This window comes from Nocardia sp. NPDC101769 (assembly GCF_044766925.1).
Taxonomy (GTDB): domain Bacteria; phylum Actinomycetota; class Actinomycetes; order Mycobacteriales; family Mycobacteriaceae; genus Nocardia.
The window spans coordinates 207,415-225,579 of record NZ_JBIWMX010000004.1 but is presented as its reverse complement, the minus strand read 5'-3'; the positions used below and the strand labels follow the sequence as shown (position 1 = coordinate 225,579).

Genomic DNA, 18,165 nt, shown 5'->3' with positions numbered 1-18,165 from the left:
CCGAGACCCCGGAGGCCTCGGTCGGCGTGCGAGCAAATCCGGAAGAACGTCCCGAAGGGTCTGCTTCGGGTACGGGCCGGGTCCCGGCTGCGGGACCCGGCGTGTCAGATGTGTCTGCGTCGTCCATTTATCCGGCGAGCTCGGCGACCCGCGCACGCAGGGCGGCCAGACCCGCCTCGATGCCCGACGGATCCGAACCCGCGCCCTGGGCCATCTCGGGCTTGCCGCCACCCCGGCCGGAAATGGCCGGACCGAAGGCGGACACCAGATCCCCGGCCTTGACGCCGAGATCCTGGGCGGCCTTGGTGACCGCGGCGACGAACGGCACCTTGCCGTCGGCATGGCCGAGCAGCACCACGATGGCGGGCTCTGAACCGAAACGGCCCTTGATGTCCTGCACCAGGGTGCGCAGATCGCCCGCGCCCACGCCCTCGGGCGCAGCGGCGGCGACCAGCAGCACCTTGCCGACCCGCTGGGCCTGCTCGACGAAGGTGCCCGCACTCGACAGCACGGCCGCCATCTTGGTGCGCTCGAGCTCCTTCTCGGCGGTCTTGAGCCGCTCGACCAGCTGCTCGACGCGCCCCGGCACATCCTCCGAAGGCACCTTCAGCGACGAGGCGACACCGGCCAGCAGCGCCCGCTCCTTGGCCAGGTACCTGTAGGAGTCCAGGCCGACGAAGGCTTCCACGCGGCGGATACCGGAACCGACCGACGACTCGCCGAGCACGGTGATCGGGCCGATCTGCGAGGAGTGCTGCACGTGGGTGCCACCGCAGAGCTCCATGGAGAACGGTCCGCCGATCTCCACCACACGCACCTCGTCGCCGTAGTTCTCGCCGAACAGGGCCATGGCGCCCATCTTCTTGGCGGAGGTCAGGTCGGTGACGAAGGTGTTGACCTGGAAGTCGTCGGCCACCGCGTCATTGGAGACGGCCTCGATATCGGCCTTCTGCTGCTCGGACAGCGCGCCCTGCCAGTTGAAGTCGAAGCGCAGGTAGCCCGGCTTGTTGAGCGAGCCGGCCTGAACCGCGTTGGGGCCCAGCACCTGTCGCAGCGCGGCGTGCACCATGTGGGTGCCCGAGTGGCCCTGGGTGGCACCACGCCGCCAGGCCGGATCGACCTGGGCCAGCACGGTGTCGCCCTCGGTGAGCTGACCGGCCTCGACGGTGGACTTGTGCACCCACACCTTCTTGGCGATCTTCTGCACGTCGTTGACCTTCACCTTGAGGCCGTGCGACGAGACGAGCGAACCGCGGTCGGCGATCTGGCCACCGGACTCGGCATAGAGCGGGCTGCGGTCCAGGATCACCTCGACGTCCTGCCCGGCCTCGGCGACCGGCACCCGGACGCCGTCCTTGATCAGGGCCAGCACCGTTGCCTCGGTGGACAGTTCGTCGAAGCCGGTGAACTCGGTCGCGCCGCGGTCCACGAACTCCTTGTAGACGGTGAGGTCGGCATGCGCGTGCTTGCGCGAGAGCGCGTCCTCCTTGGCCCGCTTGCGCTGCTCGGCCATGAGCGCGCGGAAGCCCTCCTCGTCGACCTGCAGACCGGCCTCGGAAGCCATCTCGAGGGTCAGGTCGATCGGGAAACCGTAGGTGTCGTGCAGGGTGAACGCGTCGGTGCCGCTGATCTTCTTGCTGCCCTGGGCCTTCACCTCGTCGACGGTCTCGTCGAACAGCTTGGTGCCGGTGCTCAGGGTCTTGAGGAACGCGGCCTCCTCACCGACGGCGACGGTTTCGATGCGCTTGAAGTCGGTGGTGAGTTCCGGGTAGGACGGCGACATCAGCCCGGCGACGACCTTGATGAACTCACCCATCACCGGCTTCTCGGCGCCCAGCAGGCGGGCCGAGCGCACGATGCGGCGCAGCAGGCGGCGCAGCACGTAGCCACGACCGTCGTTGCCGGGGTTCACGCCGTCGCCGATCAGCATGGCCGCGGTACGGGCGTGGTCGGCGATGACGCGGAAGCGCACATCGTCGGCGTGCTCGACGCCGTAGGAGCGGCCGGTCAGCTCCTCGGCCTTGTTGATGATCGGGCGCAGCAGATCGGTCTCGTAGACGTTGTCGACGCCCTGCAGCAGGAACGCGACACGCTCGATGCCCATACCGGTGTCGATGTTCTTCTTGGGCAGCGGGCCCAGGATCTCGAAGTCGTCCTTGCCGCGCCCGCCACCGCGCTCGTTCTGCATGAACACGAGGTTCCAGATTTCGAGGTAGCGGTCCTCGTCGGCCTCGGGGCCGCCTTCGACGCCGTACTCGGGGCCGCGGTCGAAGTAGATCTCCGAGCACGGGCCGCACGGGCCGGGGATGCCCATGGACCAGTAGTTGTCGGCCATGCCGCGGCGCTGGATGCGCTCGTCCGGCACGCCGAGCTCACGCCAGATCTGCTCGGCCTCGTCGTCGTCGAGATACACGGTGACCCAGAGCTTCTCCGGATCGAAGCCGTAGCCGCCGTCCTCGACGGGGTCGGTGAGCAGCGACCAGGCCAGCTCCATGGCCCCGCGCTTGAAGTAGTCGCCGAAGGAGAAGTTGCCCGCCATCTGGAAGAAGGTGTTGTGGCGGGTGGTGACGCCGACGTTCTCGATATCGCCGGTACGGACGCACTTCTGCACGCTGGTCGCGGTGTCGAAGGGCGGGGTCTGCTGACCGAGGAAATACGGCACGAACTGGACCATGCCTGCGTTGACGAACAGCAGGTTGGGGTCGGCCAGGATCAGCGAGGCACTCGGTACCTCGGTATGTCCGGCCTTTACGAAATGCTCCAGGAAGCGCCGTCGAATCTCGTGGGTCTGCACAACCATCCAGCCTACCGGTCCGGGTCCAGGGAGTTTCCACCCACCACCGGGCGATAGCTACCATCGCCGGGGTGACTGTGATCCCGGACCCATCCCAGCGCTTCCCACTCCCCCACGCGCGCCGCACCGTCTTCCTGAAACCGCACGTCACCTCACCGAACATCGAGGTCGGCGACTACAGCTACTTCGACGATCCGGACGCGGCGACCGCCTTCGAGACCAACAACGTGCTCTACGCCTTCGGCCCCGAGAAGCTGATCATCGGCAAATACTGCGCCATCGCGAGCAACACCCGCTTCATCATGGCCGGAGCCAACCACGCCACCTCGGGCGTGTCGACCTTCCCGTTCACCATCTTCGGCGGCACCTGGGCCGAGGAGACGATGGACCTCATCACCTCGATTCCGTCCAAGGGCGACACCGTGGTCGGCAACGACGTGTGGATCGGCTACAACTCGCTGATCATGCCGGGCGTACGCATCGGCGACGGCGCGATCATCGCCACCGGCGCGGTCGTGACCTCCGACGTGCCCCCGTACACGATCGTCGGCGGCAACCCGGCGCAAGTGGTCAAGCAGCGCTTCCCCGATGCGGACGTGGCCCGTCTGCTGCGCGCCGCCTGGTGGAACTGGCCGCTCGAACTGGTCACCGAACACGTGCGCGTGATCATGGCCGGCACCCCCGCCGATATCGAACGCATCGCCATCCACGAGGGACTGCTGGCGGACTGACCAGCGCCGCAAGCGCATTCGCGGCGTACCGAGCGACTACTTTTGGCAGTCGCTGCAATTCGGCGCGTGACGCACCTGCGCACCCGGCGCTATTTACCCCGGACGATGCGGCGCAGTTTGGTGACGCGAGGACCGACTTCACGTTCGTAGCCGTGATCGGTCGGCTGGTAATAGTCGACGCCGACCAGTTCGTCCGGTGGATATTGCTGGGCGAGAACGCCGTCCGGATGGTCGTGCGGGTACTTGTAGCCCTGGGCATTCCCGAGGGCCGCGGCGCCGGCGTAGTGACCATCACGCAGGTGGGCGGGCACCGCGCCCGCCTTGCCCGCGCGCACGTCTGCCATGGCGGCCGCGAGGCTCTTGACCACTCCGCCCGACTTCGGGGCCGTGGCGATGTGAATCGTGGCCTGGGTCAACGCCAGTTGCGCCTCCGGCATGCCGACCAATTGGACGACCTGGGCGGCCGCGACCGCGGTCTGCAGGGCGGTGGGGTCGGCCATGCCGACCTCCTCGCTGGCCTGGATCATCAAGCGGCGAGCGATGAATCGTGGATCCTCGCCCGCGCTGATCATGCGAGCCAGGTAGTGCAGCGCGGCATCGACATCGGAGCCGCGCAGGGATTTGATGAAGGCGCTGATGACGTCGTAGTGCTGGTCACCGGCGCGGTCGTAGCGCACCGCCGCCCTGTCGACACTGGCTTCGACCAACTCCACATCGACGGTGCCGTCCAGGGAGGATTCGGCCGACGCCTCCAGCGCGGTGAGCGAGCGCCGCGCGTCACCGCCCGCAATCCGCACTATGTGGTCGAGCGCCGCGTCCGTGACCGTGTACTCCCCCGCCAACCCGCGCTGGTCGGCAATGGCCCGGGTGAGCACCGTGCGAATGTCGGCCTCCGACAAGGACTGCAGCTGCAGCACCAGCGAACGGGACAGCAGCGGCGACACCACCGAGAACGACGGATTCTCCGTGGTCGCCGCGACCAGCAGCACGATCCGGTTCTCCACTGCCGCCAGCAGCGCGTCCTGCTGCGTCTTCGAGAACCGGTGCACCTCATCGATGAACAGCACGGTCTGTTCGCCCACGGTGAGCCGGCGGCGGGCCAGATCGATGACCGCCCGCACCTCCTTGACGCCCGCCGACAATGCCGACAGCGCTTCGAACCGCCGCCCGGTGGCCTGCGACAGCAGCGAGGCGAGGGTGGTCTTGCCGGTCCCGGGCGGTCCGTACAACAGCACCGAAGCCGCCCCGGACCCTTCGATCAGCCGCCGCAGTGGCGACCCGAGCCCGAGCAGATGCTGCTGCCCGACCACCTCGTCGAGGGTGCGCGGCCGCATCCGCACGGCCAGCGGCGCGAATCGGTCGTCCCCACTGGGAATGCGCGCGGCTCCCGCCTCGAAGTCGTCGACTACGGCCTGCGTGCCCGGCGCATCGAACAACCCATCACTCACGCCCCCGACCCTACCGACCGGCTCCGACACACTCGCCGACCACGACGCCATACCCGGAGAGCGCGTCCACGCTGCCGATCGGCCGGACACATCACCGCGGGCCGGGATCCACCCTCGGATCCCGGCCCGCGGTGGCGCGGAGGATCACTCCTCCCACTGCTCTTCCAGCGTGGCCGAGACGTGCTCGGCGAAATCGCCGAGGGTGTCGTCGCCGGTGCAGCGGGCGTCCTCGGCGAGGGCGGCCCAGCGGTTGATGAGGGCGGCCGAGCGCGGGATGGACAGGCCGTGCTCGCGGGCGGCGGCGATGCGGACGTGGTCGGCGGGCAGGAACCAGTAGGTGGACAGCCACACCCAGATGAGGCGGGCCTCGAGGATGCGCTCGGCGAGCACATCGTCATCGGCGAGGGCCGGCCACACCGCGACCACCTCGGAGCGCCAGGCCTCCACCATCTGGCGGGCGCGTTCGCGCGACAGCTCGAAATCGCACAGGCAGCCCGGGAAGGAGACCAGGGCGTAGGCGATGTCGAGGGTGGCGTCGCGGAAGCCGCCCCACTCGTAGTCCAGGAACCGCGCGCCCTCGTCATTGAGGATGACATTGTCGGGGCACAGGTCCGACGGACTGAAGGCGCGGTAGCGCCCGGCGGAGAAGAGCCGGTTGCCGCGCACGATGCGCTCGGCGATCTCACCCGGCACCTCGATGCCCAGCTCGCGCTGCAACATGATCGGCACCTCGGCGACCGCGGATTCGGCTTGCTGCGCAATGCCGTCCACGCGGTGCACCACATCGACGCGGCGCAGCAGCGCCACGAAGTCCGCCTCGCGGCCCACGGTCGCGGCGTGCATGCGGCCCAGCGCCTGAGCGAATGCCATGAGCGCATTGCGCCCGGTGGGTTCCACGCCCGACTGCAGGACCGCAGTCAGGGAGGTGTTCTCACCGAGGTCGCTGAGAATGAGCAGGCGGTCCGGCAGGCTGTAGCCGAGCAGGTAGGCGCCGGGCCGGTGGTCACGGCCGAGGGCGGTGGTGAATTGGTAGGAGACCGCCTCGCGCAGGAATGCGGAGTCGATGCTGGCGACACCGGGAGCCATGCCGCCGGTGCGCCGCTGCGACGCCGAGCCCGCTACCTGCTTCACGATCAGTGTGCGAGGTAGCGAAAAGGCGTTCTCTGCAACGCGGACACGGAGTACCGTCGTCCTACCACTGCCGCTGAGTTCCAGCGGATCGCTCAGCTTTACCGGAGCACCCATTCGCTTTGTGAGCAACTGTTGTGCCGCGGACACGACTTCGGCGGCGCGTTCGGCCAATAGTGCGGTCATCGGAACCCAAGTTACTCCCGTCAGGTCACTTTCAGCGAGCGGTTGCGCAACCTTTCGCGCGTCGGACGGCGTGTCTTTGTGAAGGGTTTGCCCACTCGGCGCTGGTTGCTTGACACAACCAGGACCGTCTAGTTGTCTCATGGTCACTTGCTGTGCGCCACACCGTGAACCGGGAAATGTGAAAGGCTTGCGACCATGACTGGCACGCCGCCCTCAGCACCGTACGAGCCCTCCGGCGACCCTCCCGTCGCGGGCGGCGGCGAGCAGTATCCGTCCCACGCCGGGCAGCACCAAAACCCCGAGCCCGCACCGGTTTCCGGCGCGCCCGAGCCGGGCCCCGCGCCCAGCCGCCACCAGATGCCCGGCCTCGCCGGGTACCCGCAATTCGACGGCCCCGGTGCCGCGCAGTACGGCAGCGAGCCCGTGGAACCCCCGCCGGCCTTCACCCCGCAGCCGGGCGCGCCACAGCCGCCGGGCGGCTACGGCCCGGGCACGCCACCGCAGTTGCCGCCGACGGGCATGCCGCCCGGCGGGAATCCCCCGCCGCCGGGCGGATTCCCGCCGGGTGCGATGCCGCCGCCGGGCGGATTCCCGCCCGGCGAGCCGGGTCCGAAACAGGGCTATAGACTCCCGCGCGAGACCGTCGATGTCGGCGCGGCCCTCGCCTACGGGTGGGATCGGTTCCGGCTCAATCCCATTCCCTGGGTGGGCATGGTGCTGATCGGCATGATCGCCTGGCTGCTGGTCACCTTGCTGGTGAACAAGGTTGACGTGCAGTCGCTGTCGGCGGTCATCCTGCTGTTCGCGGTGGCGTCGCTGGTGGTGTGGCTGCTGCAGGCCGCCATGATCCGCGGCGCACTGTACGAAACCGACGGGACGCCACCGGATTTCCCGGCCTTCTTCGGCTTCGTGAATGCCGGGAATGTGCTGATCACCGCGCTCATCGTGTTCGCGCTGTGCTTCGTGGCCTCGATCGCGTGCGTGTTCCCGGCGATCATCGTGGGTGTGCTGTGCATGTTCGCGCTGCACTTCGTGATCGACCGGGACCAGAATCCGATCGCCGCAATCCAATCCAGCGTGCGGCTGGTGATCGCCAATGCCCTGCAGGTGACCCTGCTGGCGCTGGGGGTGCTGATCATGACCGTGATCGGCACGCTGCTGTGCGGATTGGGCCTGCTGGTGGCCGGACCGGTCACCGCCATCGCCACCACCTACGCCTACCGCACACTCACCAACGGGCTCGTGGTCTGAGTCCGATCCACCCGCGCGCGCGACCCGCTGTCGACAGCGGAGCCCGCCGGTATCGCTGATACCGGCGGGCTCTCGACTGTCCGGGCGCCGCCCTTACTTGGCGTCGTCCTTGATCGGGTTGCCGTTCGCGTCGAGCTTGGCGTTGAGGCCCGCCTCCTGCCGCTGCTGCAGGGTGATCGGGGTGGGCGCGTCGGTGAGCGGGTCGACGCCGCCGCCCGACTTCGGGAAGGCGATGACCTCGCGGATCGAGTCCACCCCGGCCAGCAGCGCGGTGATGCGGTCCCAGCCGAAAGCGATGCCGCCCATGGGCGGAGCGCCGAAGGAGAAGGCGTCGAGCAGGAAGCCGAACTTCTCCTGGGCCTCCGCCTCACCGATGCCCATCACCTGGAACACGCGCTCCTGCACGTCGCGGCGGTGGATACGAATCGAGCCGCCGCCGATCTCGTTGCCGTTGCAGACGATGTCGTAGGCGTAGGCCAACGCCGAGCTCGGGTCGGTGTCGAAGGTGTCCATGTGCTCGGGCTTGGGCGAGGTGAAGGCGTGGTGCACGGCGGTCCAGGCCGAATAGCCCAGGGCCACATCGCCGCTCGCGGTGGCGTCGGCGGTGGGCTCGAACATCGGGGCGTCCACGATCCACACGAAGGCCCAGGCGTTCTCGTCGATGAGGCCGCACTTGCGGGCGATCTCGCCGCGGGCCGCGCCCAGCAGCGCACGGCTGGACTTCATATCGCCGGCCGCAAAGAACACGCAGTCGCCGGGCTCGGCGCCGACCTGCTTGGCCAGACCCTCGCGCTCGGCGTCGGTGAGGTTCTTGGCGACCGGGCCGCCGAGCGTGCCGTCCTCGTTGAAGGTGATGTAGGCCAGGCCCTTGGCGCCGCGCTGCTTGGCCCACTCCTGCCAGGCGTCGAACTGGCGGCGCGGCTGCGACGCGCCGCCCGGCATGACGACCGCGCCGACGTAGGGAGCCTGGAACACGCGGAACTGCGTGTCCCTGAAGTACTCCATCATCTCGGTGATCTCGACCTCGAAGCGCAGGTCCGGCTTGTCGGAGCCGTAGCGGCGCATGGCCTCGGCGTAGGTCATGTGCGGGATCGGGGTCGAGATCTCGTAGCCGACCAGCTGCCACAGCGCGGCCAGAACGTCCTCGGCCAGCAGGATGACGTCCTCCTGCTCGACGAAGCTCATCTCGATGTCGAGCTGGGTGAACTCGGGCTGACGGTCGGCGCGGAAGTCCTCGTCGCGGTAGCAGCGCGCGATCTGGTAGTAGCGCTCGATGCCGCCGACCATGAGCAGCTGCTTGAACAGCTGCGGCGACTGTGGCAGGGCGTAGAACTTGCCGGGCTGCAGGCGGGCGGGAACCAGGAAGTCGCGCGCGCCCTCGGGGGTGGAGCGGGTCATGGTCGGGGTCTCGACCTCGACGAACGCGTGCTTGGCCAGCACAGCGCGGGCGGCGGCATTCACCTTTGAGCGCAAGCGGATCGTGTGCGCCGGGCCTTCGCGGCGCAGGTCCAGGTAGCGGTACTTGAGGCGGGCTTCCTCGCCCGGCTCGTCGTCGAGCTGGAACGGCAGCGGCGCGGCCTCGTTGAGCACCTCGAGCTCGGTCACATTGACCTCGATGGCGCCGGTCGGCAGGTTCGGGTTCTCGCTGCCGGCCGGGCGGTTCTCGACCACGCCGACGATCTTCACCACGAACTCGTTGCGCAGCTTGTGGGCGGCCGCCGCGGGTTCGCCTTCACGGAAGACGGCCTGGGCAACACCCGACGCATCACGCAGATCGATGAAGATCACGCCACCGTGGTCTCGCCGCCGGGCCACCCATCCGGTGAGGGTGACGGTCTGACCGGCGTGCTCGCTTCGCAGCGAACCAGCCAAGTGGGTGCGCAGCACGGGATTCCTTTCGACGGGCTCGAAGCACCGGTGAGATGTGACCAGGTGCAGACCCATCGTAGAGAGACACGTTCAGCGAGTGGAAACCGATATCGACTCGCCCGTGTCACAGTGATTGCCATGACCTTCAACGAGGGCCTGCAAATCGACCCGAACCGGGTGAGTGGCGGCGGTGGCGGACCGGGTATGGGCGGGGGATTGGCTCTCGGCGGCGGTGCGCTGGGCATCATCGCGGTGATCGCGGCGCTGATCTTCGGCGGCGACCCGGGCAGTATTCTCGGCCAGTTCACGGGCGCGGACAGCAATGCCAAGTCGGGCACCGCGACCCTGCCCACGCACTGCAAGACCGGCGCCGACGCCAACAAGTACGTCGACTGCCGCGTCATCCTCACCGCCCAGAGCCTCGACGGTGTGTGGGGCACCGAACTGCCCAAGCAGACCAACCGCAAGTATGTGGTCCCGAAGGTCAACCTCTTCTCCGGCGCGGTCAACACCGGCTGCGGCCGTGCTTCCTCCGCGGTCGGCCCGTTCTACTGCCCCGCCGACCAGACCGCCTACTTCGACACCAGCTTCTTCCAGGAACTGGTCGACCGCTTCGGTTCCAGTGGCGGCCCCCTCGCCCAGGAGTACGTGGTCGCCCACGAGTTCGGCCACCACATCCAGAACCTGCTCGGCGACATCAACCGCGCCCAGCGCGACCCTCAGGGCCCCACCTCCGGCGCGGTCCGCACCGAACTCCAGGCCGACTGCTACGCCGGGGTCTGGGCCAACTACGCCGACAAGCTCCCCGCGCCCGGCTCGAACACCCCCTTCCTGAAGCCGTTGACCGACAACGACATCCGCGACGCGCTCTCCGCCGCGTCGGCGGTCGGCGACGACCGCATCCAGAAGGCCGCCACCGGCCGCGTCAACCCCGAAGCCTGGACCCACGGCTCGTCGCAGGAACGCCAGACGTGGTTCCTGACCGGCTACAAGACCGGCCAGGTCAAGGCCTGCGACACCTATTCGGCCCAGGACCTGAACAACCCACCCGCCCTCCGCTGACCCGCCATCCCCCAGGTCCCCAGCCTCGAACAGGCTGGGGACCTTCCTATTTCCGGCCCGCCACCCGTTTTCACTCGGCGCGAGGTCGGTATCCGGGTGGGGTCGGCGTGGCAGCGCGGTTGCGGTGCGGGGCCGGCGGCAGAATCGGCGGCGGCGGGTGGGTACCCGCAAGGAAATTCGGAGGAATGGGATGCGGACAGCCAGGGCGGCAGGACTTTTCGGCGAGGCGGGACTCGGCAGGGTGGCGCAGCGGCGTGGGTGGCGGGCGGGGACGGTGACGACGCTGGCCGCGGTAATGCTCACGGGCACAGGGGTATTCGCGGTGGCGGACCCGGCGCCGGGTGCGCCCGCACCGAGCGTGGCGCTGTTCACGCTGACCGCGATGCCCGCGGGGTGGCAGACGCGGACGGACCTGCATCCGTCGCTGGAGATTCAGCCCGACGGGCGGGCGGTGAAGCGAGCCGACAACGGCGCGCAGCCGGTGACCGGGACCGTGCCCGCCGACGTCATCGGCGCCGCGGCTGCCGAGGTGAAGGCGCTGGCGGCCGTGGACATGGGGACGCCGGAGCAGGCCGACAAGGGGACCTCGATCATCGACTACATGCCGCAGTCGCCGGATCAGGACGTGCACCTGGTCGTCTACGCGCCCGAGCTCGGCGACGGGCTCAGCGATGACCAGAAGGCGTCCCGCAAGCGCTTCGACGACGTGTTCCAGCGCTTGCTGAACGCCTTCGTTCCGGCCTAGCGGCGAAGGATCACCCGACCGTCCAGGTTTCGCGACCGGTGAGCAGCTCCTGCAGCGAGTTCTCGCTCACCGGTTTGCGTTCGACGGCGGTGTTCCGCTGGGCGCGGACGCCGTCGTCGTAGGTGGGGCGGGAGACGCTGCGGAAGATGCCGGTCACCACGTGGGTGAGGTCCTGATCGGACAGGCGCGACAGGGCGTAGGCGTATTCGGGGTGGTCGGTATTGGCGTCGTGGACCACGATCTCGGATTCGGCGACACTGTCGGCGCGCGCCACCCGCAGGCCGAAACCGGAACGGACCACGGCGAATTCACCGTCCGCGCCGAAGCGAATGGGCTCACCGTGCCGCAACCGGACGAGATGGGATTCGGCGTTCTCCCGGCGCAGCGCGTCGAAGGAGCCGTCATTGAAGATCGGGCAGTCCTGCAGGATCTCCACGAACGAGGTGCCGCGGTGTTCGGCGGCGGCGCGCAGCACCTCGGTGAGCCCGGCCCGATCCGAGTCCAGCGCGCGGGCGGCGAAGGTGGCCTCGGCGCCCAGCGCCACCGACAGCGTGTTGAACGGATGGTCGACCGAGCCCATCGGGGTGGATTTGGTGACCTTGCCGGTCTCCGAGGTCGGTGAGTACTGGCCCTTGGTGAGGCCGTAGATCCGGTTGTTGAACAGCAGGATCGTCATGTTCACATTGCGGCGCAGCGCGTGGATGAGGTGATTGCCGCCGATGGACAGCGCGTCCCCGTCACCGGTCACCACCCAGACCGACAGATCGGGCCGGGTCACCGCCAGGCCGGTGGCGATGGCCGGCGCGCGGCCGTGGATCGAGTGGATCCCATACGCCTCCAGGTAGTAAGGGAACCGGCTCGAGCAGCCGATGCCGGACACGAACATGAGGTTCTCACGCTCGAGACCCAGATCGGCGAGGAAGCCGCGCACGGTGGCCAGGATGACGTAGTCCCCGCAGCCGGGGCACCAGCGCACCTCCTGATCGGAGGTGAAGTCCTTCGCCTTCTGCGGCCGGTCGGCCCGCGGCACGCCGGACAGTCCGGTGAGGCCCAGATCGGTACCCACGAGCGCGTTTTCGAGAATGGTCATCAGTTGCCCCCTGGGGTGCGGTAGGTGGCCCGCGCGCGTGCGGTGAAGGCCTTGGCCTGTTCCATCTCCGCGATGGAACCGTCCAGGGCCGCGTCGATGACGCCGACCAGTTCCTGTGCTTGGAAGGCGGTGCCGGCGATCTTGGTCCACGGCTGCACATCGACCAGGTAGCGGGCGCGCAGCAGCATGGTCAGCTGGCCGCCGTTCATCTCCGGGCAGACCACGGTGCGGTAGCGGCGCAGCACGTCACCGAGGTTGGGCGGGAAGGGGTTCAGGTGCCGCAGATGCGCCTGCGCCACCGGCACCCCGCGTCGCCGCGCCCGCCGGCACGCCTCGCCGATCGGCCCGTAGGAGCTGCCCCAGCCGATCAGCAGCAGTTCGGCGCGGTCCCCCGGATCGTCCACCTCGAGCTCGGGCACCGCGATGCCGTCGATCTTGGCCTGCCGGATCCGCACCATCAGCTCGTGATTGGCCGGGTCGTAGGAGATATTGCCGCTGCCGTCGGCCTTTTCGAGCCCACCGATGCGGTGGGCGCGGCCGACGGTGCCGGGCACGGCCAGCGGCCGGGCCAGGGTCTCCGGATCGCGCGCGTAGGGCTGGAACGAATCGCCCTCCGCGCCATCGGGTTCGAAGCCCGGATCGATCGGAGCCAGCTCGGTGACCTGCGGAATCGCCCACGGCTCGGAACCATTGGCGATGGCGCCGTCGGACAGCAGCAGCACCGGCGTGCGATAGGTCAGCGCGATGCGGGCCACGTCGACCGCGGCGTCGAAGCAGTCCGCCGGTGAGCGCGGCGCGACGATGGCCACCGGCGACTCGCCGTTGCGCCCGTACAGCGCCTGCAGCAGGTCGGCCTGTTCGGTCTTGGTGGGCAGGCCGGTGGAGGGCCCGCCGCGCTGCACGTCGATGATCACCAGCGGCAGCTCGGTCATGACGGCCAGGCCGATGGTCTCGCTCTTGAGCGCCAGCCCCGGCCCGGACGTGCTGGTCACCCCGAGGGCGCCGCCGAGTGCGGCGCCCAGCGCCGCGCCGATGCCGGCGATCTCGTCCTCGGCCTGGAAGGTGGTGACTCCGAAGTTCTTGTGCTTGCTCAGTTCGTGCAGGATGTCCGAGGCCGGGGTGATCGGGTAGGTGCCCAGGAAGACCGGCAGCCCGGACAGCTGCCCGGCGGTGACGATGCCGTAGGCGAGCGCGGTGTTTCCGGTGATCTGCCGGTAGGTGCCGGGCGGCAGCGTCGCGGGGGCTATCTCGTAGGTGGTGGCGAAGGCCTCGGTTGTTTCGCCGTAATTCCAGCCTGCCCGGAATGCGAGGACATTCGCTTCGGCGATATCCGGTGTGGCCGCGAATTTCTCCCGCATGAACTGTTCGGTGCCGCCGATGGGCCGCCCGTACATCCACGACAGCAAGCCGAGCGCGAACATATTCTTGGCGCGCTGCCCATCCTTTTTGCCCACACCGGTCGGTTCGGTTGCTCCGAGCGTCAGGGATGTCATGGGCACCCGGTGCACCACGAAATCGTTCAGCGTGTCATCGGTGAGCGGATCACCGGCATAGCCGACCTTGGTCAGATTGCGTTTGGTGAATTCGTCAGTATTCACGATCACCGTCGCCCCGCGGGCCAAATCCTCCAGATTCGCCTTCAGCGCAGCAGGATTCATAGCGACCAGTACGTCGGGCTGGTCCCCGGCGGTGAGGATGTCGTAGTCCGCGACCTGGATCTGGAACGACGACACGCCCGGCAGCGTGCCCTGGGGCGCGCGGATCTCGGCGGGGAAGTTCGGTTGGGTGGCAAGGTCATTGCCGAAGGCGGCGGCCTCGTGAGTGAACCGGTCACCGGTGAGTTGCATGCCATCACCGGAGTCACCCGCAAAGCGAATGACGACTCTTTCCAATTTCTCGACCGCCAATTTCGCTGTGGCGCGGCCCTTTCCGGCCGCCGCCCCACCGTCGGACGGAGCTTTCACAGTGTTGTTGTGCAGCGTAGCCACAGTATCTTTGTGCGGCAGTGCCGCAGGGTCGTCATGCTGCGAAACCATGCGCGTGCATCACTTCCTCGTCAGGTGTGAGGTACCAACGCCAAACTACTCCGCAATATTCGCGACACACCCGTGAAGCGCAATGGTTTCGATCAAAGAACCGCCGTCAGGCGAACAACGCCAGCTGCGGATCGGGCGTGTGCGATTCGGCGACGCGGACCTCGGGTTCGGCCGGCCGATCGCGGTTCAAACGGTGTTTCTCCAGCAACGGCTCGATTCGGCCGCGTAGCCACGCAGAATACTCCGGTGTCACCGAAGTACCCCGACCATACAGTTGCCGGTAGCGCCGCAGCAGCGCCGGGTGGGCTTCGGCCAGCCAGTTGAGGAACCAGCCGCGCGTGGAGCCGCGCAGATGCATGGGGAACGCCGTGACACCGGCGGCCCCGGCCTCGGCGATGGCGGCGAAGAGCGCGTCGAGATGCGCCTGGGAGTCGGTGAGGTACGGAATGACCGGCGCCACCATGACATTCACCGCGAAGCCGGCGTCGGCCAGCGCGCGCACCAGTTCCAGCCGCGCCCGCGGCGAGGGCGTGCCGGGCTCGAGGCCGCGGTGCAGCTCCGGATCCAGAATGGCGATGGAGACGGCGAGATGCACCGGCACCTGCCCGGCGGCCTGGACGAGCAGCGGCAGATCCCGCCGCAGCAGCGTGCCCTTGGTGAGAATGGAGAACCCGGTGCCGGAGTCGGCGAGCGCGGAGATGATGCCGGGCATGAGCCGGTAGCGGCCCTCGGCGCGCTGATAGGGATCGGTATTCGTGCCCAGCGCAACCGATTCCCGCCGCCACGACCGCTTGTGGAGTTCGCGTCGCAGCACCGGGACCACATTGGTCTTGACCACGATCTGGGAGTCGAAATCGGCCCCCGCGTCCAGGTCGAGGTACTCGTGCGTGCCGCGTGCGAAGCAGTAGCGGCACGCGTGCGAGCAGCCCCGCATGGGGTTGATGGTCCAGCTGAAGGGCAGATTACTGTCGGGCACCCGGTTCAGGGCACTCTTGCAGAGCACCTCGTGAAACGTGATGCCCTCGAACTCGGGCGTCTGTACGCTGCGTACGAAACCCGCACGTTCGAGCCCGGGCAGCGCGCCATCATCGGCGCCGAGGGTTTGCCTTTGCCAACGCACCACCCCAGTCGAACATGCGTTCTAACGACTGTCAAGCAATCTTCTGCGTGTCGGCCTCGATCGGCTGCCCGTTGTAGAAGGCGACCAGATCCCGAATGGTCCGCTCGGCGGGCCGCGGCCGGTAGCCGAGTTCCTCGGTGGCCTTGGTGTGCTCGACGATCGGCGCCGACAGCAGCGCACCCATGGCCGCCTTGGAGATGCGGTCACTGCCCAGCGCCCGGGCGACGGGCTCCATGACCGGCATGCACGCGTTGATGACCTTGGCCGGAATCGCGAAGGCGGGCTTCATCTTCCCGTTGACCTCGGCGGCGGTGCGGGTGGCCTGGAACATGTCGGTGAAGTGCCCGCCGAGCAGGTAGTTCTCACCGGTGCGGCCGCGCTCGCTCGCAAGCAGCAGGCCCTGGGCCACGTCGCGCACGTCGACCAGGTCGAAGCCGCCACTGATCATGACCGGCACCCGGCCGCGCGCGGCGTCCCACAGCGTGGTGTTGATGCGCGAGGCGGTGTTGTCGATCGGGCCGTACACACCGGTCGGGTTGCACACCACCGCGTCCAGGCCCTTGTCGATGATCTTGCGCAGCTCGATCTCACCCTGCCACTTGGAGCGGTCGTACACCGGCAGGTCGGGATCGATGGACCGCGGCGAGCGCTCGTTGATCCGGCCGCCGCAGCTGTACTGGTTGAACGCGTGAATGGAGCTGGTGTGCACCATCCGCCGCACGCCGACCTCGCGCGCGGCGTCCGCGACGATGCGCACGCCCTCGGTGTTGACCCGCCAGGCCACATCGTTCTTGTGGGCCAGGGTGATGAGCGCGACCAGGTGGTAGACCACCTCGGCCCCGTCCAGCGCCGCACGCATGGACGCCGGGTCCAGCACGTCACCGTTGACCCAGGTGACACCGGGCTGGCTCGCGCCCGCGACCCGGTCGATGGCAGTCACTTCGTGACCGCGATCGGTAAGCAGGCGAAGCAAATTGGTGCCAAGGAACCCGGCAGCGCCGGTGACTGCGACCTTCATGGTGACGAGAATATAGAACTTGTTCTAATTTGCAACAACGGTGCGGTTGCGGTGTGGCCGCGCACGCCACGCCGGTCTGGACGATCGACGGGATATATTCGCCATCCGCATGTCCATGACGATCAGGGGGTGCTGTCATGGCCGATCTCTCGGTCGACACCGGCGCGGTGCGCGCCTTCGCCGCCACGCAGGACGGCGTCGCCGCCGACATCGCCGCCCAGGGCGCCCTGGACACGGTTTCCCATGTCGCGGCCATGACACCGGTCTTCGGACTCATCGGCGCGGACTTCCTGGCAGGCTTCGCGGTCGCCGAACTCCTGCACGATCGCGACATCGACGCCCTCTCGGCCCGCTTCGGCGCCCTCGGCCGGGCCGCCTTCCGCGCGGCCGCCACCTACGACGCCACCGACGCCGAATTCGCCGGGGGCCTCGGCATGGCCGCCGAGCAGATCGGCGAACAGGCATGAGGCCGATCGACTCCGGCGTCATCGATGCCCTCCGCCCGGCCGCTCCGGACACCGCGCATGGCGCGCTCGACGCGGTGCCCGCGCTGCCGCCGTTGCCCGCCGATCCGGTCGGCGATCTCATGAAGGGCCTGGCCCTCCCCGCGATTCCCGGACTGGACGCGCTCTTCAAGCCGTTCCTGGAGCTGCTGCAGAGCTTCGGCACCGGCATCCTCGGCCGGCTGAATCCGGCGACCGTGCTCAGTACCGGGGCGAAGGTCATCGAGTCCGCGGTCCAGGTCGGCGGGGGCGCACTCGAAACCGTCGAACCCCTGTGGCACGGCCAGGCTTCCCAGCGTGCGCGGGAGTCGGGCCGGCAGGCCGGGAACCACGGTCGGGAGACCACTCAGCGCGGCTTCGACCTGTCGTCGATCACCACTCGGGCCGCAGCCGTGGTGCAGCGGGGCAATGTCCAGCTGACCGCCATCGCGCAGGCGTTCGCCGCCGAGGCCACGGCGCTGGCCCCGCTGATCCTCACCCCGATCGGCCAGACCACGCTGATCGCCTCGGCCACCCGCCATCTCGGCGAGGCGATCACGGTCGTGAACGCCACCCACGGCGAACTCTCGGTCTACACCGCGCAGGTCCAGGGCATCATCGGCCGGCTGCTCGGCCAAGGCGGCCCGAGCCCGGCCGAGGTCGTGCAGTCGCTGGCGCAGAATGTCGGCCGGCCGATCCTGGAGCAGGCCGAGGGCCTGCTCGAAAGCGGCCTCCGGGCAGCAACTCCCACGCCCGGCACACCGGAGAAGCCGGGCCTCCCGGACACTTCTGCCGCCGGGGTCGGCAGGCGCGGGGGCGGGATCGAAGCCGGTGGTGGCGGCGGTCTGCCGTCAACCCCCGGCGGCCCCGGGTCCTCGATCCCCGGTGGCAAGGTCACCGATCCCGCCGATCCGTTCGGCGCGGGCGCGCCCGGCATCCCCGGTCCCGGCAGCCCGGCCGGCTCGGGCTTCATGAGCTCCCCCGCCGCGGCGGGCACGGGCAAGGGCGGTGCGGCCGATGGCCGGCACGGCCGCACCGTGCAGCCACACCAGAGCCCCACCGCCGAAAGCGAACTCACCGGCAACCTGGGCCCCTTCGCGCCCGGTGTCATCGGCCGACCCGACGAGAGCACGGGCTCGGCCGAGAGCGACTCCGCCTGATCCGATTGCGGCACAGCCGCTTTAGCGGCCTTCAAGTCATCTCCG

Annotated in this window: 14 protein-coding genes; 6 read left to right on the top strand and 8 right to left on the bottom strand. The window is 68.7% G+C overall.

What is annotated here, in order from left to right; genetic code table 11:
* Window positions 1-127: 127 nt before the first annotated feature.
* Window positions 128-2,794 carry an alanine--tRNA ligase gene (gene alaS, locus ACIRRA_RS09585; protein WP_402765933.1) on the bottom strand — a complete coding sequence of 889 codons (2,667 nt, stop codon included), beginning with the start codon at window positions 2,792-2,794 and terminating at the stop codon, window positions 128-130.
* A gap of 71 nt (window positions 2,795-2,865) precedes the next feature.
* Between alaS and ACIRRA_RS09580 the strand changes: the two genes are divergently transcribed.
* Complete coding sequence (locus ACIRRA_RS09580; RefSeq protein ID WP_402765385.1) at window positions 2,866-3,525, top strand: CatB-related O-acetyltransferase; 660 nt, start codon at window positions 2,866-2,868, stop codon at window positions 3,523-3,525.
* A gap of 89 nt (window positions 3,526-3,614) precedes the next feature.
* On the opposite strand, the gene ACIRRA_RS09575 is transcribed toward ACIRRA_RS09580, so the two are convergent.
* Window positions 3,615-5,024 carry a replication-associated recombination protein A gene (locus tag ACIRRA_RS09575; RefSeq protein WP_402765382.1) on the bottom strand — a complete coding sequence of 470 codons (1,410 nt, stop codon included), beginning with the start codon at window positions 5,022-5,024 and terminating at the stop codon, window positions 3,615-3,617.
* Window positions 5,025-5,117: 93 nt separating this feature from the next.
* Complete coding sequence (locus tag ACIRRA_RS09570; protein ID WP_357008203.1) at window positions 5,118-6,287, bottom strand: kinase; 1,170 nt, start codon at window positions 6,285-6,287, stop codon at window positions 5,118-5,120.
* A 195-nt stretch (window positions 6,288-6,482) separates the two neighbouring features.
* Between ACIRRA_RS09570 and ACIRRA_RS09565 the strand changes: the two genes are divergently transcribed.
* The gene (locus ACIRRA_RS09565; protein WP_402765380.1) at window positions 6,483-7,538 is read left to right on the top strand and encodes a hypothetical protein; all 1,056 of its coding nucleotides are present in this window, start codon (window positions 6,483-6,485) and stop codon (window positions 7,536-7,538) included.
* Window positions 7,539-7,631: 93 nt separating this feature from the next.
* Here ACIRRA_RS09565 and aspS read toward each other — a convergent pair whose 3' ends face one another.
* Window positions 7,632-9,425 (bottom strand): aspartate--tRNA ligase, encoded by a 1,794-nt coding sequence (gene aspS, locus ACIRRA_RS09560; RefSeq protein ID WP_402765377.1) that lies wholly within the window; start codon window positions 9,423-9,425, stop codon window positions 7,632-7,634.
* A gap of 120 nt (window positions 9,426-9,545) precedes the next feature.
* Between aspS and ACIRRA_RS09555 the strand changes: the two genes are divergently transcribed.
* Entirely contained in the window at window positions 9,546-10,469 is a 924-nt protein-coding gene (locus tag ACIRRA_RS09555) for a neutral zinc metallopeptidase (RefSeq protein ID WP_402765374.1), read from the top strand.
* Window positions 10,470-10,659: 190 nt separating this feature from the next.
* The gene (locus ACIRRA_RS09550) at window positions 10,660-11,214 is read left to right on the top strand and encodes a hypothetical protein (protein ID WP_402765372.1); all 555 of its coding nucleotides are present in this window, start codon (window positions 10,660-10,662) and stop codon (window positions 11,212-11,214) included.
* 10 nt (window positions 11,215-11,224) lie between these two features.
* Here ACIRRA_RS09550 and ACIRRA_RS09545 read toward each other — a convergent pair whose 3' ends face one another.
* The 4 genes from ACIRRA_RS09545 to ACIRRA_RS09530 form a co-directional block, all read right to left on the bottom strand.
* The gene (locus ACIRRA_RS09545; RefSeq protein ID WP_402765369.1) at window positions 11,225-12,304 is read right to left on the bottom strand and encodes a 2-oxoacid:ferredoxin oxidoreductase subunit beta; all 1,080 of its coding nucleotides are present in this window, start codon (window positions 12,302-12,304) and stop codon (window positions 11,225-11,227) included.
* Window positions 12,304-14,340 (bottom strand): 2-oxoacid:acceptor oxidoreductase subunit alpha, encoded by a 2,037-nt coding sequence (locus ACIRRA_RS09540; RefSeq protein ID WP_402765367.1) that lies wholly within the window; start codon window positions 14,338-14,340, stop codon window positions 12,304-12,306. The genes ACIRRA_RS09545 and ACIRRA_RS09540 overlap by 1 nt, the downstream gene beginning before the upstream one ends.
* 106 nt (window positions 14,341-14,446) lie before the next feature.
* Window positions 14,447-15,460: an Rv2578c family radical SAM protein gene (locus ACIRRA_RS09535; RefSeq protein WP_402765364.1), complete on the bottom strand. Its 1,014-nt coding sequence runs from the start codon at window positions 15,458-15,460 to the stop codon at window positions 14,447-14,449.
* A 31-nt stretch (window positions 15,461-15,491) separates the two neighbouring features.
* The gene (locus tag ACIRRA_RS09530) at window positions 15,492-16,478 is read right to left on the bottom strand and encodes an NAD-dependent epimerase/dehydratase family protein (protein WP_402765361.1); all 987 of its coding nucleotides are present in this window, start codon (window positions 16,476-16,478) and stop codon (window positions 15,492-15,494) included.
* 137 nt (window positions 16,479-16,615) lie between these two features.
* On the opposite strand from ACIRRA_RS09530, the gene ACIRRA_RS09525 reads away from it, so the two are divergent.
* Together ACIRRA_RS09525 and ACIRRA_RS09520 are read left to right on the top strand one after the other, a co-directional pair.
* Entirely contained in the window at window positions 16,616-16,945 is a 330-nt protein-coding gene (locus tag ACIRRA_RS09525) for a type VII secretion target (RefSeq protein WP_402765358.1), read from the top strand.
* Window positions 16,942-18,120 carry a hypothetical protein gene (locus ACIRRA_RS09520; RefSeq protein WP_402765355.1) on the top strand — a complete coding sequence of 393 codons (1,179 nt, stop codon included), beginning with the start codon at window positions 16,942-16,944 and terminating at the stop codon, window positions 18,118-18,120. Before ACIRRA_RS09525 ends, ACIRRA_RS09520 begins: the two co-directional genes overlap by 4 nt.
* Window positions 18,121-18,165 lie beyond the last annotated feature (45 nt).

Bases quoted from the DNA above. Each gene is read 5' to 3' on its own strand.
- ACIRRA_RS09575 (WP_402765382.1), bottom strand. From the start codon at position 5,024: ATGGCGTCGTGGTCGGCGAGTGTGTCGGAGCCGGTCGGTAGGGTCGGG.
- ACIRRA_RS09570 (WP_357008203.1), bottom strand. From the start codon at position 6,287: ATGACCGCACTATTGGCCGAACGCGCCGCCGAAGTCGTGTCCGCGGCA.
- ACIRRA_RS09565 (WP_402765380.1), top strand. From the start codon at position 6,483: ATGACTGGCACGCCGCCCTCAGCACCGTACGAGCCCTCCGGCGACCCT.
- ACIRRA_RS09555 (WP_402765374.1), top strand. From the start codon at position 9,546: ATGACCTTCAACGAGGGCCTGCAAATCGACCCGAACCGGGTGAGTGGC.
- ACIRRA_RS09550 (WP_402765372.1), top strand. From the start codon at position 10,660: ATGCGGACAGCCAGGGCGGCAGGACTTTTCGGCGAGGCGGGACTCGGC.
- ACIRRA_RS09545 (WP_402765369.1), bottom strand. From the start codon at position 12,304: ATGACCATTCTCGAAAACGCGCTCGTGGGTACCGATCTGGGCCTCACC.
- ACIRRA_RS09540 (WP_402765367.1), bottom strand. From the start codon at position 14,340: ATGGTTTCGCAGCATGACGACCCTGCGGCACTGCCGCACAAAGATACT.
- ACIRRA_RS09530 (WP_402765361.1), bottom strand. From the start codon at position 16,478: ATGAAGGTCGCAGTCACCGGCGCTGCCGGGTTCCTTGGCACCAATTTG.
- ACIRRA_RS09525 (WP_402765358.1), top strand. From the start codon at position 16,616: ATGGCCGATCTCTCGGTCGACACCGGCGCGGTGCGCGCCTTCGCCGCC.
- ACIRRA_RS09520 (WP_402765355.1), top strand. From the start codon at position 16,942: ATGAGGCCGATCGACTCCGGCGTCATCGATGCCCTCCGCCCGGCCGCT.